Source organism: Halalkalicoccus tibetensis, from assembly GCF_037996645.1.
GTDB classification, from domain to species: Archaea; Halobacteriota; Halobacteria; order Halobacteriales; family Halalkalicoccaceae; genus Halalkalicoccus; species Halalkalicoccus tibetensis.
This window is the reverse complement of sequence record NZ_JBBMXV010000006.1, coordinates 1-21,816: the sequence shown is the minus strand read 5'-3', so window position 1 is coordinate 21,816 and position 21,816 is coordinate 1. Positions and strand designations below refer to the sequence as shown.

At 51.6% G+C, this 21,816-nt stretch carries 23 protein-coding genes; 8 read left to right on the top strand and 15 right to left on the bottom strand.

Annotated features, from left to right (window positions below):
- Window positions 1-1,005: 1,005 nt before the first annotated feature.
- The gene (locus tag WOA58_RS16570; protein ID WP_340605399.1) at window positions 1,006-1,539 is read right to left on the bottom strand and encodes a GNAT family N-acetyltransferase; all 534 of its coding nucleotides are present in this window, start codon (window positions 1,537-1,539) and stop codon (window positions 1,006-1,008) included.
- A 343-nt stretch (window positions 1,540-1,882) separates the two neighbouring features.
- Between WOA58_RS16570 and WOA58_RS16565 the strand changes: the two genes are divergently transcribed.
- Window positions 1,883-2,062: a hypothetical protein gene (locus WOA58_RS16565; protein ID WP_340605398.1), complete on the top strand. Its 180-nt coding sequence runs from the start codon at window positions 1,883-1,885 to the stop codon at window positions 2,060-2,062.
- Between the two features lie 48 nt (window positions 2,063-2,110).
- Here WOA58_RS16565 and WOA58_RS16560 read toward each other — a convergent pair whose 3' ends face one another.
- The 8 genes from WOA58_RS16560 to WOA58_RS16525 all read right to left on the bottom strand — a co-directional run bounded on the left by WOA58_RS16560 (window position 2,111) and on the right by WOA58_RS16525 (window position 7,833).
- A complete protein-coding gene (locus WOA58_RS16560) occupies window positions 2,111-2,416 on the bottom strand; it encodes a hypothetical protein (RefSeq protein WP_340605397.1) in 306 nt (101 codons plus the stop codon).
- A 123-nt stretch (window positions 2,417-2,539) separates the two neighbouring features.
- The gene (locus tag WOA58_RS16555; protein WP_340605396.1) at window positions 2,540-2,674 is read right to left on the bottom strand and encodes a hypothetical protein; all 135 of its coding nucleotides are present in this window, start codon (window positions 2,672-2,674) and stop codon (window positions 2,540-2,542) included.
- Entirely contained in the window at window positions 2,671-2,844 is a 174-nt protein-coding gene (locus tag WOA58_RS16550; protein ID WP_340605395.1) for a hypothetical protein, read from the bottom strand. The genes WOA58_RS16555 and WOA58_RS16550 overlap by 4 nt, the downstream gene beginning before the upstream one ends.
- A 605-nt stretch (window positions 2,845-3,449) precedes the next feature.
- Complete coding sequence (locus WOA58_RS16545; protein ID WP_340605394.1) at window positions 3,450-4,124, bottom strand: ABC transporter permease; 675 nt, start codon at window positions 4,122-4,124, stop codon at window positions 3,450-3,452.
- A gap of 3 nt (window positions 4,125-4,127) precedes the next feature.
- Window positions 4,128-5,186 (bottom strand): ABC transporter ATP-binding protein, encoded by a 1,059-nt coding sequence (locus WOA58_RS16540; protein ID WP_390220971.1) that lies wholly within the window; start codon window positions 5,184-5,186, stop codon window positions 4,128-4,130.
- A complete protein-coding gene (locus tag WOA58_RS16535; protein ID WP_005557530.1) occupies window positions 5,183-5,899 on the bottom strand; it encodes an ABC transporter permease in 717 nt (238 codons plus the stop codon). Before WOA58_RS16535 ends, WOA58_RS16540 begins: the two co-directional genes overlap by 4 nt.
- Window positions 5,899-6,849 carry a glycine betaine ABC transporter substrate-binding protein gene (locus WOA58_RS16530; RefSeq protein ID WP_340605392.1) on the bottom strand — a complete coding sequence of 317 codons (951 nt, stop codon included), beginning with the start codon at window positions 6,847-6,849 and terminating at the stop codon, window positions 5,899-5,901. The genes WOA58_RS16535 and WOA58_RS16530 overlap by 1 nt, the downstream gene beginning before the upstream one ends.
- A gap of 174 nt (window positions 6,850-7,023) precedes the next feature.
- A complete protein-coding gene (locus WOA58_RS16525) occupies window positions 7,024-7,833 on the bottom strand; it encodes a carbon-nitrogen hydrolase family protein (protein ID WP_340605391.1) in 810 nt (269 codons plus the stop codon).
- 246 nt (window positions 7,834-8,079) lie between these two features.
- Between WOA58_RS16525 and WOA58_RS16520 the strand changes: the two genes are divergently transcribed.
- The 4 genes from WOA58_RS16520 to WOA58_RS16505 are packed head-to-tail and all read left to right on the top strand — an operon-like array spanning window position 8,080 to window position 11,721.
- The gene (locus WOA58_RS16520) at window positions 8,080-9,195 is read left to right on the top strand and encodes an amidohydrolase family protein (protein ID WP_340605390.1); all 1,116 of its coding nucleotides are present in this window, start codon (window positions 8,080-8,082) and stop codon (window positions 9,193-9,195) included.
- A gap of 10 nt (window positions 9,196-9,205) precedes the next feature.
- Window positions 9,206-9,670, top strand: a complete 465-nt coding sequence (locus WOA58_RS16515; protein WP_340605389.1) for a Rieske (2Fe-2S) protein — start codon at window positions 9,206-9,208, stop codon at window positions 9,668-9,670.
- Window positions 9,670-10,962 carry an MmgE/PrpD family protein gene (locus WOA58_RS16510; protein WP_340605388.1) on the top strand — a complete coding sequence of 431 codons (1,293 nt, stop codon included), beginning with the start codon at window positions 9,670-9,672 and terminating at the stop codon, window positions 10,960-10,962. The genes WOA58_RS16515 and WOA58_RS16510 overlap by 1 nt, the downstream gene beginning before the upstream one ends.
- A gap of 60 nt (window positions 10,963-11,022) precedes the next feature.
- On the top strand, window positions 11,023-11,721 hold the full coding sequence (locus WOA58_RS16505) for a helix-turn-helix domain-containing protein (RefSeq protein ID WP_340605387.1): 699 nt from the start codon (window positions 11,023-11,025) through the stop codon (window positions 11,719-11,721).
- 614 nt (window positions 11,722-12,335) lie between these two features.
- Here the strand turns inward: WOA58_RS16505 and WOA58_RS16500 are convergent.
- A complete protein-coding gene (locus tag WOA58_RS16500) occupies window positions 12,336-12,755 on the bottom strand; it encodes a TRAM domain-containing protein (protein WP_340605386.1) in 420 nt (139 codons plus the stop codon).
- Window positions 12,756-13,114: 359 nt separating this feature from the next.
- Window positions 13,115-13,465, bottom strand: a complete 351-nt coding sequence (locus WOA58_RS16495; RefSeq protein ID WP_340605385.1) for a DUF6788 family protein — start codon at window positions 13,463-13,465, stop codon at window positions 13,115-13,117.
- A 234-nt stretch (window positions 13,466-13,699) separates the two neighbouring features.
- Between WOA58_RS16495 and WOA58_RS16490 the strand changes: the two genes are divergently transcribed.
- Both WOA58_RS16490 and WOA58_RS16485 read left to right on the top strand, forming a co-directional pair.
- Window positions 13,700-15,616: an archaea-specific SMC-related protein gene (locus tag WOA58_RS16490; RefSeq protein WP_340605384.1), complete on the top strand. Its 1,917-nt coding sequence runs from the start codon at window positions 13,700-13,702 to the stop codon at window positions 15,614-15,616.
- Window positions 15,617-16,271: 655 nt separating this feature from the next.
- The gene (locus WOA58_RS16485) at window positions 16,272-17,543 is read left to right on the top strand and encodes a Cdc6/Cdc18 family protein (RefSeq protein ID WP_340605382.1); all 1,272 of its coding nucleotides are present in this window, start codon (window positions 16,272-16,274) and stop codon (window positions 17,541-17,543) included.
- Window positions 17,544-17,571: 28 nt separating this feature from the next.
- On the opposite strand, the gene WOA58_RS16480 is transcribed toward WOA58_RS16485, so the two are convergent.
- The 3 genes from WOA58_RS16480 to WOA58_RS16470 all read right to left on the bottom strand — a co-directional run bounded on the left by WOA58_RS16480 (window position 17,572) and on the right by WOA58_RS16470 (window position 19,991).
- Window positions 17,572-18,039: a hypothetical protein gene (locus tag WOA58_RS16480; RefSeq protein ID WP_340605381.1), complete on the bottom strand. Its 468-nt coding sequence runs from the start codon at window positions 18,037-18,039 to the stop codon at window positions 17,572-17,574.
- Complete coding sequence (locus tag WOA58_RS16475; RefSeq protein WP_340605380.1) at window positions 18,039-18,911, bottom strand: ParA family protein; 873 nt, start codon at window positions 18,909-18,911, stop codon at window positions 18,039-18,041. The genes WOA58_RS16480 and WOA58_RS16475 overlap by 1 nt, the downstream gene beginning before the upstream one ends.
- Before the next feature lie 282 nt (window positions 18,912-19,193).
- Entirely contained in the window at window positions 19,194-19,991 is a 798-nt protein-coding gene (locus tag WOA58_RS16470) for a hypothetical protein (protein ID WP_340605379.1), read from the bottom strand.
- 114 nt (window positions 19,992-20,105) lie between these two features.
- On the opposite strand from WOA58_RS16470, the gene WOA58_RS16465 reads away from it, so the two are divergent.
- The gene (locus WOA58_RS16465) at window positions 20,106-20,597 is read left to right on the top strand and encodes a winged helix-turn-helix domain-containing protein (RefSeq protein ID WP_340605378.1); all 492 of its coding nucleotides are present in this window, start codon (window positions 20,106-20,108) and stop codon (window positions 20,595-20,597) included.
- A 40-nt stretch (window positions 20,598-20,637) separates the two neighbouring features.
- Here the strand turns inward: WOA58_RS16465 and WOA58_RS16460 are convergent.
- Window positions 20,638-21,816: tyrosine-type recombinase/integrase (locus tag WOA58_RS16460; RefSeq protein ID WP_340605377.1), on the bottom strand; the 1,179-nt coding region annotated here is incomplete at its 5' end.

Genomic DNA, 21,816 nt, shown 5'->3' with positions numbered 1-21,816 from the left:
CATTTGGGTCGGGATCGAAGTGCTATACCTCCGCGGGCTCCGCCTCGAAGCGCCGCTTGACCTCGAGGACTCGTCGGCAGTCTCTACGGTGGGGCGTCAGCGTCCAGCGGACCCTCAATCACCGAACTATGTGGGGGAGGTCTATGAGTCGACCACCGTACGTCTCGATATCGGGCGTCCGGTAGTCCCCTGCTCGAGTCCCCGATCGGGGCGACCGGCCGGGGTCGGATCGGTCGGATATGCACATCGGCGTTCGCGGGAATTATGCAGATCGACGACTGGTTTTTCGGGCGTTCAACCCCCTGCATGAAGACCGTGATCCACCGGGGACCGGTTAGGAATCGTAGGAGTCCAACCGCTCCTGACAACTCGTACATGGGCTGGTCTTGCTACAATCGTCTGCTGAACAGGTTATGGCCGCGATCTCGCTTTGGGATGCTGAATAGCCGATACGAACTGATTCGAGATTGATCCAACGGCCTACATAGCGCTCGAAGCCTTTATTCAGGCGCTTTAACGGCTTTAGAAATAACCATAGGAGCGTACCTACGCCAGCTATAGACACCGTGATAATTTTAAAATCGATGTCGAAGTCGCTCATCCATGCAAACCCTTCGCCTGTAATGTGAAGTGAAACGTATTTCTTGGCCCTTTCGAGGTAGTCCAGCAGGCGGCGGGTTCGAGTCCACCACTGATCAGGGAGAGTAACAATAGAACGTGACATCTGTTTTGTGTTATCCTCTCAATTAAAATAGTCTTTGGGGGGCTGACAGCATTTGATGAGGTGCCCACTTTGTGCAACATCGGCGTTTCTCAGTGGACGGTTGTTGCACAAGGTCGAAAAGAAAACGCGAGCCGGGCCGGGCTACAGCGGCGGCTCGTGCCAAGACTTTCCACAGTCGTTATTGGTACAGCGGTACTTCTCATGTCGGGAGGGACCACCGTCGACCATAGGGTGACGAATGGTACGGGTCGATCCGGGGACCTTCATCCCTGTCGTTGCAGTTAGGGCAAGTTCCCATATAGGTATGTATTCTCTCCATTATTATATAGCCAGTCCAAGCGTGGTGTGAGTGAACGTGGGCCGTGGTGGTCGGCCTGTTTCGGCTGGAAATTGGTATTGCGATAGAATCGACGTGCATCCTCGTTGTGCCACTCACAGGAAACCTTGAGATGGTCGCAACCGCGTTCACGAGCTAATTCTTTGACGCGCTCGATGACCTCTGTACCGTGGCCCTGATTCCGATACTCTTCGTCGATAGCGAGGTTGACAATACGGAGATACTGCGAGTAGTGGCGAGAAGAATGCTGGCCTTCAGAAAGCGTGAGAAAGCCAATAGTCTCGTTATTATGGACAAGGACATAATCTGTAATACTCTCGTCGTTGAGGTGAGCGCGAAAACCGTCGTCGGGGACCTCATTTACGTCCTCGTAGACCAATTTGTTTAGCTCGGAATAGTCTTCCATTGTTTTCGCGAGATCGTACCAGCGTTCGATAAGAGCATCAAGGTCGCCAGTGGTGGCTTCAACAAGTTTCATTGGAGAAATTGCTCAATGCTCGGTTTTTAGCCTTTGCAAGGTATGGTCGGATCAGTACTGCCGACCAGAAGAGCAGCTATTTTCCTTGTGCAACAGTCAGCACGTCTACCCATGTTGCACAAGGCTCTACTCCAACCGAAAAATAGACGAGGGAGTTAAGTTGCGCCACAATGTAACACGACCGCCGATGGAGTTCCTGCCGTCGACAAAGATTGCTGTCGGCCCCTCGTCCCATCGGGCTGACTTTTCACGTATACTGCTCCTTGATTACGATCCAGTTCCGCTACTCCCAAGCTCAAGACACTACAAGAGTTTATCCCAGAAGACGGACCCACCCCAGCGTATGTCCGCCGGAACTCCCGACGAATGGCTGTTCGAAGATTGGCAACTGATCGCTCGCGCACTCATGAATACACAACACGAGGACTGCCGGTGCTATGAGTGTGATACGATCGACGCCTTGCTCGGCGACATCGCTCACTACGACCTCGACGAGAACGAACTGACCCACCTATTGCACTGACGACGAACCGCCGAGAAGCTGTCGGAGGCACCTTCCCAATCAGATCCACTATACCCAGCGATAGACTGATACACCACATCGAACCACCCCATAGTAGTGGAAGACATCCCCCAGCCAGCACCAGAGCCCTACGCCCCAGGTGATGAGGTCCAAATCTATCTGGATCCAGCTGACCCGGATGCCCACGCTCATGGCACGATTTGTGAAGTCGTCGACGTATTGGCCGACGATCTCGACAGCCACACCGATCGTCCAACGGATGCCTACTCCTACAGACTCGAAGAGCTCGAGACTGGCGAGACACTCCCTCTCGCATTTCGTCACCACGATCTCGTGCCCGCCGAGAATATCCAATAGACATCGCTCCTAACCGACCGCAAACCAGCCGTACTCCAAGCGTCCCTTGTGCAACACGCTCCACTAGATAGCCAACTCGTTGCACAAGGCACAAAACTCGATCACTGGCCACCCATAAGACTACTCCTCGCCGTCGACCTCAAGCACCGCCAACTGCACCTCCTTGTTCGCGTACTCGCTACCGAGCGTCACCCGGCCACGACTATCGGCCCGTTTCTCGAGGATCTGGTCTTTCGACTCCACGTAGACCTTCATTTCTCTCCCTCCTCGGCTTCGAGCTCGCCGCCGGCCATATCGGTCGTTGCAGGATCATAGCCGATATTCTCCACCCACGCTTCGTAGGCGTTCCCGACCGTCTCAACGGCCGCCTGATCGTCGGGATCGGCCGCCACCGACTCCTCACGAGCGACCTGAGTCGGACTCATCGATTGGCTATCTCCAAGCGCGTTTCGTGCCCACCTTGCGGCGGCTTCATCGGTTGATTTGAGGTGAGCAATCACGGCCTGATCGAACGCCGACGCCTGCGAAGAGTCCATCATTGGTCTGTCTGTATCTACACTATTGTGGGTAAGATACTTATATTTTGCCCACTCTATCGGTACTTCGCCCACAGAGTAGCAGGGTAAGAATGAACCTGTTCAAAGAATAATGGAACCACCTTCGCAAGTCTGTCTCTGATGAGAATTAGCGGACCAGTCAATCATCCCTATATAAATATGCAAATATCCGATGTTCACTGCCACAGAAGACATGATCAGCCGAGTTGTTCGCACAGTCAAATATAACACGGGCAAGGGCGAATCTGGGACGATCAGCGCTACCCAAATCCGCGTTCATTTCGGTGCGAACAGCGCCTATCCCGTTAAGACGGTCAATCAAGCGATCGTAACCGCGCTCAATGACGACTACCAGCGGGTTATAGAAATCTAGAAACACTTAAAGAATGAGTCGATTGTAGTCAACATAAATAGGGCTGACCGAGTTTCACGACTGTCCTCAGTAATTCAAAGAACAATACAAAGGACCGTCCTCACCCGGCCGCTGGAGACTGTTCTGGCATACTCTCACCGCTAAGTCGTCCTTCAATAAATCCAAACAGCGAATCAAGACCGATAGCCAGTAACGCGCCAGGAATGGCGCCGGCGAGCAGCTGAGGGGTGTTGAAGAGCGAAATCCCACTGATAACCCAGACACCAAGACCCCCTCCGCCGATGAAGAACGCGAGGTATGCAGTCCCGACGTTGAGAACAGCACTCGTTCGAATACCGGCAAAGATGACAGGAACAGCTAGCGGAAGTTGAATTTGTCGTAGAATCTGGTTTTCAGTCATTCCAATACCACGCGCCGCTTCAACGGTACTCTCATCAACGTTCTCGAGACCAGCAACAGTATTAGTCAAGATCGGCAGAAGCGCATAGGCGAACAGACCGACCAGTGCAGGCAGGAAACCGAGACCAAGTATGGGGAAGACGAGTGCAATGATAGCGAGTGTTGGAATCGTCTGTGAGACGTTTCCGAAACTCATGACGACAGATTTTGCACGCTCATTTCGTGTCGCGAGGACACCCATTGGGATGGCAATCACGATTGCCAAGGTGACCGACACAAGAACGAGGGCTAGATGTTCTGCTAACAGTCCAAGAAACTCGTCAAAGTTCGCTACGAGGTAGACATAGGCTGCGATAAGTGCATCAATTAGTCCCATCGATTATACACCACCATTCGATTGATGCGTACGAATCGAAGATTCCGTAATGGTGCCTACGATGTCATCATCTTTGACGACGGGAAGTGATTGTGTATCAGTTTCGATCATCCGAGAGAGTGCGATGTCGACTGTATCTGTTGGAGTAAGGTACTGATTCCCAGTTCCGTCAGCGAGTGCCGCAGTAGAGTCTTCTCCAGTGTCGGTAGTAGATGAAGCCGTTGGCTGCTCAGCTGTAGGTACCGACTCCGACATAATATCCTGAACAGGGGTAATCTGAAGCTCTTTCAATGTTTTGTTATTTCCAATGAAATTTTCAACGAAATTAGTAGCTGGGTTATGAAGAATCTCTTTGGGGGATCCGTATTGTACAAGCTCACCAACATCGAAGATTGCAATATTATCACCCATTTTCAGCGCTTCGTTGATATCGTGTGTGACGAAGAGAATCGTCGTATCGATTCGCTCCTGAATTTCGAGGAACTCATCCTGCAGTTCCTCGCGAGTAAGGGGATCGAGCGCTCCAAAAGGCTCGTCCATTAGGAGGACATCAGGATCTGCAGCAAGCGCACGAGCAACACCAACTCGCTGTTGTTGGCCACCAGAGAGAGCGTTGGGATATTGATCACGATACGTTCCCGGTTTGAGATCCATCAGCTCGAGCAGTTCGTCAACGCGGTCATCGATACGGGACTGATTCCATCCTTTGAGTTCAGGGACTGTTGCGATGTTTTCTCCAACAGTCATATGATTAAATAGTCCGATCTCCTGAATTACGTAGCCAATATCTCGTCGTAGATCGACTTTGTCCAGCTCCTGGATATCAGCGCCATCGTAGTACACTGTTCCCTCTGTTGGGTCCTGCATTCGGTTGACGAGGGTCATCGTCGTGGTTTTGCCACAGCCGGATGGGCCTACGAAGACTGTTGTCGTTCCACGTTCAACCTTGAAGCTAATATCTTCGATAGCAACGGTCTGATCCGAGTATATTTTGGTGACGCCATCGAATTTAATCATCGTGTCCGATGCTTCTGTCATACCTGTTGTGTTTGTCTTAGTCATGCTATCGACCTCTGGATGAATCGCGTACCGAGGGTTAATTCGATGTCTTCGCCGTTCTGAAGTCTGAAGACCTGTTCGAGGACTTGGAAGATGTAATCAAAGGCCAGTGCAAGTAGCGACACTATAATTGTCGAGACAACGATTGCCGCGGTGTTGGCCTCGCTGATGCCGTTAAAGATGGGATCACCGAGATTATTTGCCCCGATGAAAGCTCCAATAGCGGCAATACCGACGAGGATAACAACGGCATTGCGCACACCCGCCATGATAACTGGAACTGCTTGGGGTAGTTGGAGTCGCAGGAGCCGTTGCGTTTTTGTCATCCCCATTCCACGCCCGGCCTCGATGGTTGCCTCATCAACCTGCGTGAGACCTAGGTAGGTGTTTCTGATGATGGGCAACTGTGCATAGAGGATAAGCGCAATCACAACCGGAAGTTCCCCAATCCCGACGAGAGGAATTAGCAGTCCAAAAAGAGCAATGCTCGGCACCGTCATCATCATACTCGCACTCCAGAGAATGCCCTTTCCAAGGCGGTCGTTGTAGGTAGCGAGCACTCCAAGTGGGACACCAATGAGGAGTGCGAACCATACGGAGTCGATGACAACGATAATATGATTAACGAGTAACTCCCATAGAAGTTCTCTGTTGGTAAGGAAGTACTCGACGTACTGGTTTGCGAACAGTGATAGCGGATCGACAAGCGTAGACATTAGAGTACCCCCGTTTCGCGTAGATACTCTCTGGCTACGGTCTGTGGATTCGCATTGTCGATCGCAACTCGATTGTTGAGTTCGCGTATTTGTTCAGTAGTGAGATCCGCGCTTATTTCGTTCAACTGTTCGCGAATCGATGGGTGAGATTCGATCGTCGACGTGGGTATCATGGGGGCCGCATTATAGCCCGGGAAGAAGTGCTCATCATCCTCGAGTACCTGTAGGTCAAACTGTAGGATGCGTGGGTCTGTATTGAAACCGACACCGATATCCGCTTCACCCTCGCCGACGACCTGGTACAGCAGTCCAGACTCGATATTTCGGACGTCTATTTGACCCTCTTCGGGAAATTCGTAGTGATCAACGAGTCCGGGCCAGCCATCCGCTCTATCTTGGAACTCAGCGTTCAACGCTACTGTAGTCTCCGTATCCGTCTCGGTAAGATAAGATGCGAGTCCGGATAGCGACTCTACACCAGTCTGGTCCGACCACTCGGGATTCGCCATGAGGACGTAGGTATTGTCGAGTGGTGCTCGCTCCAAGAAAGTCAGTCCGTGTTCCGTTTCGAATTCCTCTTTTACTCTATTGTAGAGTTCCTCAGGATCGGGGATGACTTCGTCTTGTTCTGGTGGTAGCGTTTGCCAAGCCGTACCAGTGTATTCCCAGTATAATTGGATCTCCCCGGAATTCACTGCCTGGAAGTTCGTTGTAGTGCCGCCGAGACCAGTCTGGTCGTCAACATGGAGGTCAGTGTTTGCATCGAGCGACTCGTACGCGAGGTAGCCGAGAATCTCTTGTTCGGTGAACCGCTTCGATCCAATTGGAATTGAATCGCTCCGAAACTGTGTCGCGAGGGTGAGACACCCGGCTGTCACCCCGCTAATCGCTGTGGCGGCGAGCCCACCTCCCGTCTTGAGGAGACTACGCCGTGTGTTTTGAGTTGGCACGCCAAATCATTCTGTGACAAAGACCCTAAGTATTGACCCACACTAATCAATTGTTTATAAACAAAGTACATGATAGAGCAGTAATGTTTATGAATGAGATACACGAAGAATATATAAATACGAGGGCTGAGTCCCGGAAAGGAGAAGAAAGCCCACTCTATTATCAGAGGGATGCTACTGCCGAGAAGTGCTGGTCATCTCGTAACGGGATTCCCGAACCGGGTTCTTGATACGGGCGGTTTCAATCGAATCAGCGTCGACTTCGACCGAAACAGTCGAGGTATCATCTGTGACTTTCGCGAGGATCTCACCACGTGGCCCTGCAACTAGGCTTTCACCCGCATGATGCCGTCCGGATTGAGTACCGGAGTGATTCGAGCCGACAACGTAGCAGGTTTGATCAAGTGCGCGAGCACAGCAAAGGAGTCGCCAGTCATTGTCGAACGACTGCCGCCAGGCTGAGCTGACGGCAATATGGTCACAATCAGCTTCGTCGTACTCAAGTGCGAGTTCGGGGAAATTCAGGTCATAGCAAAGCAACAACCCGACTCGTCCAACTGGCGTGTCAACGACCACTGGTTCCGTTCCGGCTGCAAACTCCGCTGCTTCGTCGCCCCATAGCTGTTGCTTCCGATATGTTGCCTCGACACCGTGGTTAGATATGTACACAAGCGAATTGTAAACGTTGTTGTCGGCGACTTCGGGCAGTCCAACTATTAGATCAATACCGGTACTTTGAGCGATTCTCTGGATTCGGTCAGTTATAGGTCCAGGTACCGGTGTTTTCGCTGCCGAAACGTCACTGAGATCATAGCCGGTTACACAGAGTTCTGGGAAGACAGCGAAGACGGTCGATGTGGGTAGTTGATCAGCAAGCTGCTCAACATGATTGAGATTTGCGTCCACATCGCCAATATCCGGTTCAAATTGGCAAGAAGCGATACGTGCATTTGTCATCGATTGAAATACCTCGTTCGAGAACACATATGGGTACCTCAATTCTTAAATGCGGTAATCTTTGACACGAACATCTCCAGTGCTTAAATGAAGCCCCTCCTAATACTATTGGCAGAAATTTGACTTTTTTCTGTTTCGTTCCCCTAATGAGAAGGGCACGATAATTCGGAGGATTGTGGGTCTAGATAAAGCATCTGCGACAGCTAGTATATATACCCGCTACAAGTTCGCCCTGTGGTTTAGGGGGGTATCCCTGTTTGGTTGTGCCAGACGATGTCAGGACGACAAGTCGAACAATCGACTGGGTCAGAGGACACAGCTCCGACGCTCATCGATTGTGATATCCATCAAAAATGGAAAGATCCCAAGGAGGTTATCGCCTACCTTCCCGACCAGTACAAAGATCGCGGTGTGCAGTCGCCTAGTATTCTCTACGACAACGTCGCAGAATTCTCTCGACGCGATGCGATCCCAGATGATGGCAGTCCCGCGGGATCCAGCATCGAGAAAATGAAGGAACATCATTTTGAGGAATTCGGCGTAGATTATGCGGTTCTGACAGGCAACTCGTATCTCAATCTCACTGCTCTTCCAAACCGTGACTACGCTGCCGAACTTGCAGTCGCGAATAATAAATGGGTTATCGACAACTGGCTTTCAGAGGGAGGGCCATTTGTCGGATCGTTACTTGCTGCACCACAGAAGCCAGAACGGATGGCTGAAATGATTCGGGAACTGGGGGACCATGCGCGCGTTGTCCAGGTGGTGATGCCGATGGCCTCGCAGCACCCCTACGGTCACGAGTACTATTGGCCGATGTACGAAGCCGCCGAGGAGATGGGGCTGCCCATCGCTATGCATCCCTACACAGAAGGCCACGGTGTAACGCGTCCGCCGACGGGCGCAGGACATCCGAACACCTATTTTGAGTGGCATACGCTCCTGGGTACGTATGCAATGGGACAACTCGTCAGCCTCGTTGCTGAAGGTGTCCTTGCGAAATTCCCCGATCTCAATTTCGTTGTTATTGAGGGGGGACTGAGTTGGGTTCCACATTTCCTCTGGCGGATGGACAAAGACTGGAAAGCCCTCCGTGCACAGGTACCCTATCTTCAGAAGCCACCGAGTGAATACGTTCGCGACCAAGTTCGGTTTACGACTCAACCTATCGAGGAGCCGGATAACCCCGAGCATCTCTTACAAATTCTAGAAATGATGCATGCTGAGGAAACGGTGATGTTCGCCAGTGACTATCCACACTGGGATACGGATTCACCGGTGTACGCACTGCCACCGATGTCTGATGAGATGGAGCAAGCCGTGATGGCCGGTAACGCACAGGAACTGTACGGGCTCCCGAACAATCCGACGACCCTTCCCACCAATTGAGAGTGATTTGATGGAGAAACGCTTCGAAATATGTTCGACTGACGAACTGCCACCCGGTAAACGAACAATCGTTGAATTAAACGGCCATTCAATCGGCGTATTCAACGTCAATGGAGAGTACCACGCACTCAAAAATGACTGTCCACACCAACGAGCTCCACTCTGTATGGGGAAAGTGACAGGAACGACATCGGCTACAGACCCTGAGAAGGTAGAATGGGAAGACGATGGCCAGATTTTGCGCTGTCCGTGGCACGGCTGGGAATTCGATATTGCAACGGGCGAGTCCGTATTCAATCCCCACAAGGTTCGTGCAAGGTCGTTTGATACTGCTGTTGAGTCTACAAGCGGCGACACTTCGGAAGAAAGCGCTGCCGATGGGGGTTGTGACTGTGGGGCCGTTGAAGGTGATCAACCACCAGTGGACACGTATGAAGTGGATGTCGAAGACCAGCAGGTTGTTGTCTACCTGTAATGGATACCGCTCGAGCAGTGGAATTCGCGCGGTCAGCGAAGATGGCAGACGCGCCGGATAACGTCGAGGCACAACTAAAGGCACGCGTGCTCGACACATTGGCAGCCATAACTGCCGGATATCGGCAGGAAGGTGTTGATATTGCCCGCCAGTATGCTATAGAGCATCTTGGTGAGGGCGAAAGGACACTTCTTGATAAATCGCGAGACACAGTATCTGTCGGCGGTGCGGCATTAGCTAACGGCGTTGCTGCAAACGCACTCGATATCGATGATGGACACCGTGAGGTCAAGGGGCATCCTGCTGCAGTGGTTGTCCCCCCTGCGTTAGCGGCCGCAGAAGAAGTCGATGCCTCGATACGCCAATTTCTCAATGCTGTTTTTGTGGGCTACGAGCTCGCCGTTCGCGCGGGGTTAGCAATTCATACGGTTGATGAAATTTACACAGGTACTGGATCGTGGGGCGCATTCGGAGCCGCCGCAGCAGTTGCTCGGCTGTTTAAATTCTCAACAGAGCAGACGACACATGCACTTGGCGTCGCTGAGTATCACGCTCCTCGGACACCAATTATGCGTGGTGTGGAGAAACCGGGCATGACTAAAGATGGGATCGGATGGGGAGCGTACACCGGTCTTGTGTCTGCGCAACTCGCTAAAATGGGATTCACAGGGTCTGGGACTGTCTTCGATGATGCATCAGTGGACGACACACTAAACGATGTATTCCACGTGACAAAGGGGTATCTCAAACCATACCCATGCTGTCGCTGGGCACAACCTGGTGTTGAAGCAGTCCTAATGTTGGCATCCCAGTACGAGATTGAGCCAACGAGTATTCGGTCAGTACAAATTTCGACTTTTGAGGAAGCAGTACATCTGCAGACTCGTAAGCCGAAGACACCGGAAGAAGCACAGTACTCATATGCCTATCCAGTCGCCGCTGCACTCCTCCGGGGTCGCTTTGCGCAATCCGAATTGTCCGAATCAGCACGGGAAGATTCCGATATATTAGCAATTGCTAACCATGTCGAATTCGCTGTCGACAACGACTTGGACAGCCGGTTTCCAGAAGAGTGTCTAGCTCGTGTAGCTGTGAGAACTACTGAGAGGACATACCGATCCGATGTAACATCGAGTCGTGGCTCACGGGATATACCGTTGTCTGTCGAAGAGCGATTGGAAAAAGCACGCCAACTTATTTCGCCCACGTTATCAAAGGCTGCAGTTGAAGGTCTTTCTGTTGACCTACAGAATGAAGACCAGTCGATCGCGAGACTACTCAGATATTGGTAATAAGCAAGGCTGTTGCGTTCGCAGGGAAATTATACTATCCCTCCCCGTCATTTACTAGCTATGCTCACTGCAAGGGTAAGTGTCCAATATGACGGTGACTGGACGGCAGAAGTCGCGAAGCACGATGTGTTTGGCGAGTTTATCGCCTCCACATTCCGGAACAATCGCTATGTCGGTATGCTTGCAATCGAATCTCAAGATTGTGATGCTGTTCGCAAAATCATCAGTTCACACGATACAGTAGAGACCATTGATCTTGTTGAGCAGTATGAGACTAGCGAAAGGCGATGTGCTGCAACAATGTTGCTCCGAGGACGACTGAATGAAGTAACGCCGCTACAGGCACTGATGTACGACGGATATCTTCCTCTCGGTCCAACACAGTTAGTCAATGGACGCGAGTGCTTTGATTTGTTGCTGGATGATCGCAATGAACTATCGAAAGCTATTGATTTACTCTCGGATTTTGGGAGTGTTAGAGTTGAACGGATTACACAGGATTTCAGACGCGAAATTATACCGAGTCGCTCTGAGTGGCAGGAACTACTTTCGTCAATTCCCCCTCGGCAGCGTAAAATTCTAAACACGGCTGCTGAACGAGGATATTTTGAGATTCCCAGACAGGTAACACTTGAGGAGATTGCACAAGAGATGGATATTACAAAGACAACTGCATCAAACCATTTGCGAAAGGTAGAGAAGCAACTCATCGAGTTCGTTCTTCCGTACATTAATTTAGCAGTTCGAAACGAAAGATAATACCCAATTACAGCAAACTTACTACCATGAAAAACCAGATATCCCCCTTACACGTCGGATAGACGCTGAGCCCGATAATCGAATTGACGATAGCTATGAGCTTCTGTGGGCGAACTCAACTGAGAGTTCTCGAAGGGCATGGCTGGTGAAGAGCGTACGGATGACACCGTCCAGTTGCCCGACAACGCTGCATAGACAGCTAGCTGCTATATAACCGATTTCTGGAGGTAGTCATAAAGTTTGATCAAACGAATAGCAGCTACTGAGGCCCAATTACGGACGGAGGGTATCAATTAAAGCTCATGCTATGGCACGGATTTCGAGATAGCAAGGTCTACAAGTCTGACAGTAACAATTGAAGGTGGTCTCTCACCGTCTCACTGCTGGCTATGGCCTCACAGCTCCCTTTTCACTGCGCTGGCAGTCGGTAATCGCTTCAATTATTCTGGTTTCGCCATTACCGTCGTCACTCAAATATTCAATAGGAAAGACACTGCAAGCAGCCGAGTCTGTTTAAGTGCTTCTCGCAACAACGAGTGAAGTAAGCGGGATTCTGCGGATACTTTCTACTCCAGTAGGGGCGCCACTCTGATCAGCACAATACTAGAACGTTCCTACTCGTGGTCCTCGTAGCGTTCAACGACGTCAGCGAAGGCGACAGTGTCTGTGACACTCGTAATCTCGATCTCGACACGCTCGTCTGGATTAGTATCAGGAACGATAACCACGTAGCCTCGTTCGACGCGTGCGATCCCGTCACCCTGATCGCCGATCGTCTCGATCTCGACGGTTCGATGATCACCCTCCGTAACTGGCGGGCTAGATTCGGCTGTTGATTGTGCTGATTCTTCATTCGGATCAGGATCCGAGTCGGGCTGGGTCCGAGCCTGCGGAATCATCGCGATGCGATACGACCGTTCCGGCTCGAGATCTCCAAGTTCGACCTCTCGTCCAGGAATATCGATCGTGTAGGATCCATCCTGGTGATCGATCTCACTGCCAAACAAACACAGAAGGGTATCTGAGAGTTCCATCTGGAATACTCCGTTCATCAACTAGCAATCTACCGGCATGAGAGTACTGGTAGCAGTTGTTATGACCCGTACTGCTCTTCCCTTCTACTGAATGGGGATAGTGTCAGCAGATGCTTATGTTCGTCAAATATATAACAATTGAGTTTCAACTATCAGCGGATTCCAAATGAGGGAGTGTGAGCGGTGTGGGAACGCGTTCCTGACGGATCGAGCGGCGAACGGGCATAAGGCGGTTTGTCCCAGAAATCCGGATCGGGTCGTTCCTGACGACTGGGCGCCCGAAACGCACGGCCGCTGGGGAAACGAGACGAAATAGATTCCTGAAGACGATCATCGCTTAGAAATTGGTAGCAATTGTCTCAGTCCGTATCGCTACTGGATGCTTTGCCAAGATACTCCCGCCGCACAGTGTCTCCATCGCGGTAGGCCCGATACTTGTAGGGACCATGCTTTGCACCACCACTCATACACGAGCAGCTCTCATCACCGCAAGTACGATACTCGAGATACACAGCACCGCTCGATTCGTTTGCAAGAACCTGGGCATCCTCAGGCAGTTCGTCTTCGGTGACTGGCTCACTTCGACGCTGTTCACGAGTGGCAAGCAGCTCATCAACGTATTCTTGGACCTCCCGCAGGGTCTCGTCGTCCTGTTTGGGAAGCCCGTCGGCGAGGTAGTTCGGAAGCGAGGGAGGTGCAGTCGGAGCCATTCTACCTTGTGCAACAACGAGCGCCCTTCTATTAATATTGTTGCACAAGGGGTCCGGAGTAGTTGCTATCTCCGGGAGGGGAACGGAACGTTCATTCGAAATATCACCAAGCGAGGGCGAGCAAAGCAGCGTACGGAGGTGGTGTCTCTTATCCAAAACGGTGTTCAGTTGAATTCGCTAGAAAACGGGCATCTGAACGCTTATTGAAGACGAACCCAAAAGAAGGACTATACAATGCCTTCGCTTCACAATATGACCGCTGACGTCGAGGTCGAGAATATCGGCGGGATCGACACTGCTGCAGTCGAATTTACCCCGGGTGTCACGATCCTCGCGGGACGAAACGCAACTAACCGAACGTCGTTCCTTCGATCGCTGATGGCTGCTCTTGGGAGCGACCGAGCATCACTCAAAGGCGACGCCGATCATGGTTCGGTTTCGCTTGCGCTCGACGAGGAGACCTATACTCGCGAGCTGACGCGCACAGAGAGTGGCGTCGCGTTCGCCGGTGATCCCTACCTCGACGATCCACAACTAGCCGATCTGTTCGCGTTTCTACTCGAATCCAACCCGGCTCGGCGCGCCGTCGTCCGTAACGACGATCTTCGAGAACTCATTCTTCGGCCGGTCGATGTCGATGCGATCGAGGCCCGAATCAGCCAGTTCCAGGCCGAAAAACGCAGCATCGACGACCAACTCTCGGAGCTCTCCGAAGCCGAGCGTGAACACGGTTCGCTGGAAGAAGAGCACGCACGCGTCACAAAGCAGCTTGAGGACGCCGAAGCCGACCTCGAAGACGCGCGTGAGTCACTACAAACGGCCCAACAATCCGATTCAGAGAGTACAGACTCGGAGCAACTCGATGAACTGCAGGAAACACAGTCTCAGCTCGAGGATGTCAACTACGATCTTGAGACCGAGCGGGAAAGCGTCTCGTCGCTCGAGAACGAACATGCCGATATCGAAGCGGAGCTTGAGGAGCTCCCGACGGTTGATGAGGACGAGCTCGATGATCTAGCCAACGAGATCGAACGAATTCGGGGTCGAAAGCGCGAACTCGATGAGATAATCTCCCAGCTCCAGACAGTCATTCAGTTCAACGAGCAGATTACCGACGATGGAGTCACCGATCTTCTCGGCGACGAAGCGGCGGCCAAAACGGAAGCGGATGGTGGCTCAGTGACCGATCAGTTGGTCGCAGACCAGTCGAATGAGGTCACTTGCTGGACGTGTGGCTCGGAGGTCGACACTGATCAGATCGAATCGACTGTGTCGCGCCTCCAGGACCTTCGCGAAGAGAAAGTCCAGGGGCGCAACGAACTCAATCGAGAACTCGAGGAGCTCAAAACTCAGCGCAAAGACCACGCCGCAACGAGGGACAAGCGTACCGAGCTCGAACGAGCGCTCGAGACAACCAAATCGGAACTCGCCGACAGGACCGACCAGATCGACGAGCTCGAATCGCGACGCGAGGAGCTTCTCGAGGAGATCGAGAACTTGGAGTCGACCGTCGAAACCGACGAAGACGATGAAGAGCTTCTGGCCGCACAGAAGGAGGTGACCCAACTCGAACTCAAACGAGACCAACTCGAACGCCAGCGCGATGCGCTCGAAGATGATATCGAGGAGCTCGAATCTCGACTCGAAGAGCGCGAACAGCTCGAGGCTCGTCGCGAAGAGATCAACACGGAGCTCGAGGAGCTTCGAACGCGCATCGAGCGCGTCGAGCGCGAGGCGATCGAGGCGTTCAATGAGCACATGGAGACGGTCGTCGAGCTGCTCGATTACGGGAACCTCGCACGGATTTGGCTCGAATACCGACATGCGGAGGGCAACGACGACGCGAGCTTTGAGCTCCATGTGACACGCCAGACGGACGATGGGACGACCTACGAGGATTCGGTTGAGCACCTCAGCGAGAGCGAGCGCGAAGTAACCGGACTCATACTTGCGTTGGCGGGCTATCTCGTCCACGAGGTCCACGAAGAGATGCCGTTCATCCTGCTGGATTCACTGGAAGCGATCGATTCTGAACGCATTTCGCAGTTGGTCGAGTATCTCGAGGAGTACGCCTCGTATATAGTGGTTGCCCTTCTCTCAGAAGACGCCGATGCACTTGATGAGGACTACCAGCGGATCACGGAAATTTGAAAACAGGATCAACACCATTCAACATAGGGGAGATCGCCATGTGCCTCCGTATTCTACTTTGGAAAACCATCGGAGAATACTGTGGAAGCATTGTCGATAGAATGATGATATTACGGAACCTTGTGCAACAATAGATGGTATCGATCGAAACGTTGCACAAGGCTACAAATATTGTCAACTGCCTATCCGAGTGCGTTTCCGAAGCCTGACGAATTCGGTGAGTCCAGGCCCCCACCCCACCTTGTCCGCATAATCCAATTGTGACAGGAGGTACCAACTTGAACTGCAAGCAAGACAAGTCTTGAGTTCATATTCATCCCGATTGGTCAGCAATAACCACGATGGCGCGACCCTTCTATACCCCCCACCCTGTCCGCATAATTCAGCCTCATTAGGGTTCAGAACCCCGGTCTAGAACACTCTCCGCTAGAAGCATCTTTCTTCATATTCTAGTACGGATCTGGTTGTGCTGCTACACTCTTAAATCTTTCCTATCCTTGAGTCGATCGTGTAATCTTGGAAAGGGTGGTCTCGTGGAGAATATTATGCGGACAAGGTGGGGGGAGGGGGTATATATCCCTCTCCAATATGCGGACACGACGGACGCTCCGGACACAGGGGTTTATTATCCTTCATACTATTGGTGTCATCCAACATGGTCGGTGACGAAACCGATTCCAGAAACCCATACGAGTCATTTGAGGACAATCCCTATCGTTCCTCTGTAGACATTTTCACCAATGAAAGCGTTTTAAAAGAGGATTGGCAACCTGAGAAGTTACCTGAACGAGAAGCAGAGCTTGACGAGATCAGGAATGCTCTCGCCCCCGCAACAAGAGGTGTAAATGCTCACAATCTGTTTCTCTATGGTAAGACTGGGCAAGGAAAAACAGTCGCTATCGATCACGAACTGGCTTTACTACAGGACTATGCCGCCAGTCAAGACGATTTTAATTTGAGTGTCATCAAGACTAGCGCAAACAATCAAACGACAAGCTACCAGCTCTGTGCTCATCTGATCAAAGAGATTCGTGATAGCAGAAAGAAGCCAAGTGGTATTGACCAACAGTCCATGTTCGATCTCCTCTATGAGGAAATTAGCGATTTAGAGGAAACAGTCATTATCGTTATTGACGAGATCGACGCAATTGGGAGTAACGACGAGCTCCTCTACGAACTTCCACGAGCACGAAAAAACGACCATATCAACGATCAATGGGTGAGCGTTATCGGCATTAGCAACAACCTCCAATTTCGCGACAACCTCTCTCCAAAGGTCAAAGACTCACTGTATGACTCGGAGATCGAGTTCGCTCCGTACAACGCTGAAAAGCTCACGTCAATTCTTGAGCGTCGAGCAGAGCGCGCTTTTATCGATGATGTACTTGATGACGATGTTATTCCTCTTTGCTCGGCATTCGCTGCTCAAGACGAGGGGAGTGCTCGCCAAGCGATTCGTCTATTGTACAAATCCGGCGAATTAGCGCTCAACCACGGTAACGACACTGTCAGTGAAACACATGTTCGTGAAGCACGTGACATTCTCGAACGAAAACGAATTGAAGAGGGGATGCGAAGTCTAACTACACAGGATCAGTTTGCTCTTCTCTCTGTCGTAGCTCTCGAGATCGACGGCGAAACACCTGCCAGAACCAGGCAGGTATACCAGAAATACAAATCAATCGTCGACCGACTTGATGGCAATCAACTCGTTGAGCGCCGCGTACGTGATCATCTCCAGAGCCTTGGCATGCAGGGCTTCCTCCTTGCAGAGACTCGAAACACAGGTATTCAGGGCGGCTCACACTACCGATTCGAATTGAAGACTGATCTAGAGGCTACTCTCGATATTCTCGGGGAGGATACTCGTATCGATGACGTTGTCAGTGATTTAACTGAAATCGCAACTGCAAAAGAACTGACGTAGCTGCCCCTCTTTTCTGTCAACTAGCTTCTTACGAGTCCTCTTCGAGGAGAGATTCGTTGGTTCGGTCCTCACGGGTATTGACAAACGCTTCGGCGATATCATCAGCCGTCAAGGACTCTGCTGCGGCACGGAGGATCGCATTATGCAACTCTCTTTTTTGAACCGTATCGTATCCATCGCGACGGAGGGTAATTTCGGCCTCAAACAGCAAACCTGACGATCCATCTATATCCTCCCATGTCTCTGGAAGACAGTAGATAGAGTGCTGTGTTTGAGATTTCGCAGTTGGAAATGCAGGTTCACTTTGTGGATCATATGCTGCTACCTCTGTAGTAGCTTCCTCACCGCTTTCTTCGGTTGTGTCCTCAGTCGCTGTCGATTTGCTGGCCGACTCAGGTGTGGTCTCTCCTGAGAGAGTCCCAGCAAGCTCATCAAGTGCTTCATCACCTGGATCGGGTTGCTCCTCGTTGTCGTCGGAAATATCCTCGAATGGCATTATCGAACCACCTCTCCCTGCTCGACGATCTGTGCGAGTTCGCCGTAATACTCGAGTTGATCACAGTGGGGATCGAAGTCCCGAAGCGGTATTCGCGCTCGGTGAGCTTTATCGATACTCGCTCGGTGTCGAATGCCTGGTAGTTCATTATTGTACTCGCCAGCATCGATTGCTTCCCAATCTGACTCAGAGAGATGTGCGAAGTTTGGAACAAATGGCTCTAAGGCATCGCGGCTGTTAATGGCTTGCAGTAGGTTCCGATCTCGCGTATCTTGATCCAAGCGTTCGCTTAGATCCGTCGGAACGAGCGCAAGCAGTTTGAGCTCGAAATACTGCTGTGCTTCTTGAATCAGCCGCTTGTTCGTTTGCGTAATACCCGATTCCCAACCACTCTCCGGTCGAAGCGGGACCATGAGATTCTTCGTCGCAAACAGTGCATTGTCGTTTATTTTTCCTCTATTCGCTGGGGTGTCAACGACAATGTAATCATAGACGTCTCCAAGCAGCGGATCTACAACATTTCGAAACAGGCGTTGACTTGACGCCATTGCCGACTTGAGATTTGTTTCTACCTCCTCAAGAGCCTCATGCGAAGGAAAGAGGTCAAGATCTTCAACGACAGGAACGATGAAATCTGATGGATTTTCTCCATCCAAGAGAACATTCTGTACATGGTTCTCACCTTCATAGCGGTCCCGGTAGCCAAGATTAAACGTTGTATGACCGTTGTCATCGAGATCGATAAGTAGCACTTGATCATTTCGCTCCGCCAGCTCCCGTGCGAGATTGATGGCAGTCGTTGATTTTCCAAACCCTCCTTTTAAAACATTGATCGCGATTGCCCGTGGACTCTTCTGATTTTCGTCGACCATATTCGGTCCTCTCACCGTAACATTATAAAATGTACTGGCCTGCATGAGTGTATTAACTGTGGCTACAGTACGTACTCTTTCTACATTCTGTCATTGTAGAACACTCAGTAGAGTACGTACACTACTTCATGTATAAGCAGAACGATTAGCATACTAATTGCGCACCACTCTGACTGTTGCTACGGTCTGTACTGTCTCTACTGTCTATAATGTCGTGAATGTACAGCATGTTACTACAGTAATAGCTGTACAGAATGTCGATGCCAGTTGAGAGAGACTGAACTATTCTTCTTGACTTTCCCAAACTGGACGCGGAGTTGGCGGCGGTAGTTCAGAGACTGCAGTACGAAGCTCTTGAACTGTTGCCCACGGGAAACATCGATCGTGCAACTCGAATTTTCGGAACTTGTTGATATGGACCCAGCTATATGTTGCCTTCTCGCCATTCTCCGCCTTCCGTTCACCAACCACGTCCCAGAGATCTTGATCACTAACCTCAATCTCGTGTTTCTGTGCACGATCGGCTAGTGACGAGATCTTCGCTCCTTTTTCTTCTCTCGTTAGATCCTCGGTGAATGCGATCTCAATAGCGGCTTGAGCGACATGGTGTTCTGAGTCGAGGTTTGAGTCCGTAAACCAGGTATAATCACGAGGATACACATAGGACTTCTCGAAGTATGGCGTATCATCAATCTCTCCTAGCTCAGGTGCTTCCCCGCCGCTTTCTTTCTCGAAAACGCCGACAATATAATCGCTATACGTAGCAAGGAGCGCAAACATAATGTCGAACGCGTTAAGTCGATCTGCTGGTAGCTCCAGAAGATCACCCATAATGAACGGATAGGCACCAAGTTGCTTTGCGAGTTCGTTCTGAACCGCCCGAAGGCGGCGAATATAGGGATCACGGTAACTACCGAGAACGAAATACGAAGTGCGTTGGCTCCAGAGGTATGGCAGTTCGCGCTGTGCGAATCGCCAGATTTCCCGTTTTTCTGCGGGCTCCAATTCGAGACCTCCAACAGCATCGTGAACAACACTCATAATTTCCGTTGAATTCGGTGGCGGCGTTGGATTACTCATTGCTCTAGGCACAGACTACTGTGGCTTATTTCTTCTGAACCACTTTGGCAATTCGAATATTAACCTACTTGGAGCGCCCAAACTGTTAATACAGCGCTTATCGTAGTAGCAGGTATGAGTGAGAGCGACACGGGGAACGCCGATGTCGGGCCGTTTGCGGAGCAACAGCGTCTCTTTAAGCTCCTTTCACAGGATACGCGCCACCTCATAATTCAGGAACTTCTTGGCCATCCTGCTCACCTCATGTCGCTTGCCGAGTTGGAGTATATGGTCGGGAAAAGCCAGGCAGCACTCAAAGACCAGTTAGAGACATTAACCGAGGCAGGGGTCGTTGCTCGCTACACCTACGAACCAAGTAAAGGCACGCGGGATCTTCCGTCTCAGTTCTATGGATTTACTGAGCGTGGTGTAGAAATCCTCTACGAATATAAGTATCTCCGTGGATTGCCAATCGCGCGCGCATTGTACGAGAACACACGTAAGACTGAGAAAATCACTCGTCACGAAGCAGCCCCTCGCCCAGAATTACCAGCAGCAGTTGTGGAGGCGCTTACGTTTGAAGAACCGGATCTGGGGGAAGATACTACCAGTGGCAGTCGGCAATAATTTCACTCCTCTGGAATGGACTGCATAGAACCAAGTACGATCACTGATCGGCGTTAGACTCGTCGAGCATTTCACTCGCACGTTTTGCTCCCTCAGTCGCGTCGATGTGTGAATAGTGGTCTTTCGTGGTTTCGAGGCTCTGGTGACGCATGAGATCTTGTGCAGTCCCACGATCCATGCGGTAGAACGTATCACCGATCCCACGGCGAGCCCCGTGGAGTTGGAGATACCCAGGACCTTCCGGTGGAGTCGGAATATCGAGCTCTGCGGCCTCACAGAGCCGTTTCATGACGCTTCGAGCGCCTGTCGTCGTGATCGCGGGTGGAACGATCTGGTACTCTCGCAACACCTCTTCGATCGGATTTTCGTCGAGAATTACTTCTATCGATTCTTCGTTCTCGTTATCTACTTCGCGAAGATGCGTCCGAGCACTCTCATACAGCGATGGCGCGTGTCTCGTAGGAAAGACGGGCCAGTCATCCGATGGGGGATCGCTAATCGTCCGATAGCGTTCGACCGCGGGAATCGCTTGCTCGAGGAGCCATGCTGACTGGCGTTGCTGATTCTTTCCAAGAACGGAGATCGTCTGTTCCTCGAGATTGATATCACGCCAGCGAATGCCCTGGCGGCCGGTGCGGTTGTCGTGCTCGGAGCGGAAGACCTCGGATGCACGCACTCCTGTGAACGCGAGAACAGCGACGAGAGCCCGATCGCGTGCTTCGATCTCGGCGCTGAGACCCTTCTCATCAATAGCGTCGTGAGCTCGTTTGTTGACGTAATTGAGGATCTGCTCTCGTTGAGCTGGGGTCCAGAACTGCTGTTGGGACTGTTGTGTTGTGGATCGGTCAGGCATCGACTCTTGGGCGAGACCCGCTCGGGCATAGTTCTCCTGAAGATAGCCCCATTTGGAGGCCCAGCCAAGGAAGGCAGAGATCGTGTTGTAGTAGGTCCAGGCAGTGGAGCGAGCGATACCTCCGTCGGTCGTCTCGGCTTCGCTCGCAGCGACACGCCGGCGCAGATGTTCGGCGTAGTGGGCGAGAACGGTTTCATCGAGCTGCTCGAAGCGCTCGATGTCTCGTTGGGCGAGCCAATCGATCCACTGACTGATGACGCGATTTGCGTTGCGCCGGTAGTTTCCTGAGTCGTCGCCTTTGGCTTTGGCCTCGAGGAACTGTGTAAGCCCTTCCTGGAGTGTTGGAGGGTCTTCTGTGGTGGTTGA

Excerpts from the sequence above, each read along its gene's own strand:
- WOA58_RS16570 (WP_340605399.1), bottom strand. The coding sequence starts at position 1,539 with ATGAAACTTGTTGAAGCCACCACTGGCGACCTTGATGCTCTTATCGAA.
- WOA58_RS16565 (WP_340605398.1), top strand. The coding sequence starts at position 1,883 with ATGTCCGCCGGAACTCCCGACGAATGGCTGTTCGAAGATTGGCAACTG.
- WOA58_RS16555 (WP_340605396.1), bottom strand. The coding sequence starts at position 2,674 with ATGAAGGTCTACGTGGAGTCGAAAGACCAGATCCTCGAGAAACGGGCC.
- WOA58_RS16550 (WP_340605395.1), bottom strand. The coding sequence starts at position 2,844 with ATGAGTCCGACTCAGGTCGCTCGTGAGGAGTCGGTGGCGGCCGATCCC.
- WOA58_RS16545 (WP_340605394.1), bottom strand. The coding sequence starts at position 4,124 with ATGGGACTAATTGATGCACTTATCGCAGCCTATGTCTACCTCGTAGCG.
- WOA58_RS16540 (WP_390220971.1), bottom strand. The coding sequence starts at position 5,186 with ATGACTAAGACAAACACAACAGGTATGACAGAAGCATCGGACACGATG.
- WOA58_RS16535 (WP_005557530.1), bottom strand. The coding sequence starts at position 5,899 with ATGTCTACGCTTGTCGATCCGCTATCACTGTTCGCAAACCAGTACGTC.
- WOA58_RS16520 (WP_340605390.1), top strand. The coding sequence starts at position 8,080 with ATGTCAGGACGACAAGTCGAACAATCGACTGGGTCAGAGGACACAGCT.
- WOA58_RS16515 (WP_340605389.1), top strand. The coding sequence starts at position 9,206 with ATGGAGAAACGCTTCGAAATATGTTCGACTGACGAACTGCCACCCGGT.
- WOA58_RS16510 (WP_340605388.1), top strand. The coding sequence starts at position 9,670 with ATGGATACCGCTCGAGCAGTGGAATTCGCGCGGTCAGCGAAGATGGCA.
- WOA58_RS16505 (WP_340605387.1), top strand. The coding sequence starts at position 11,023 with ATGCTCACTGCAAGGGTAAGTGTCCAATATGACGGTGACTGGACGGCA.
- WOA58_RS16500 (WP_340605386.1), bottom strand. The coding sequence starts at position 12,755 with ATGGAACTCTCAGATACCCTTCTGTGTTTGTTTGGCAGTGAGATCGAT.
- WOA58_RS16495 (WP_340605385.1), bottom strand. The coding sequence starts at position 13,465 with ATGGCTCCGACTGCACCTCCCTCGCTTCCGAACTACCTCGCCGACGGG.
- WOA58_RS16490 (WP_340605384.1), top strand. The coding sequence starts at position 13,700 with ATGCCTTCGCTTCACAATATGACCGCTGACGTCGAGGTCGAGAATATC.
- WOA58_RS16485 (WP_340605382.1), top strand. The coding sequence starts at position 16,272 with ATGGTCGGTGACGAAACCGATTCCAGAAACCCATACGAGTCATTTGAG.
- WOA58_RS16480 (WP_340605381.1), bottom strand. The coding sequence starts at position 18,039 with ATGCCATTCGAGGATATTTCCGACGACAACGAGGAGCAACCCGATCCA.
- WOA58_RS16475 (WP_340605380.1), bottom strand. The coding sequence starts at position 18,911 with ATGGTCGACGAAAATCAGAAGAGTCCACGGGCAATCGCGATCAATGTT.
- WOA58_RS16470 (WP_340605379.1), bottom strand. The coding sequence starts at position 19,991 with ATGAGTAATCCAACGCCGCCACCGAATTCAACGGAAATTATGAGTGTT.
- WOA58_RS16465 (WP_340605378.1), top strand. The coding sequence starts at position 20,106 with ATGAGTGAGAGCGACACGGGGAACGCCGATGTCGGGCCGTTTGCGGAG.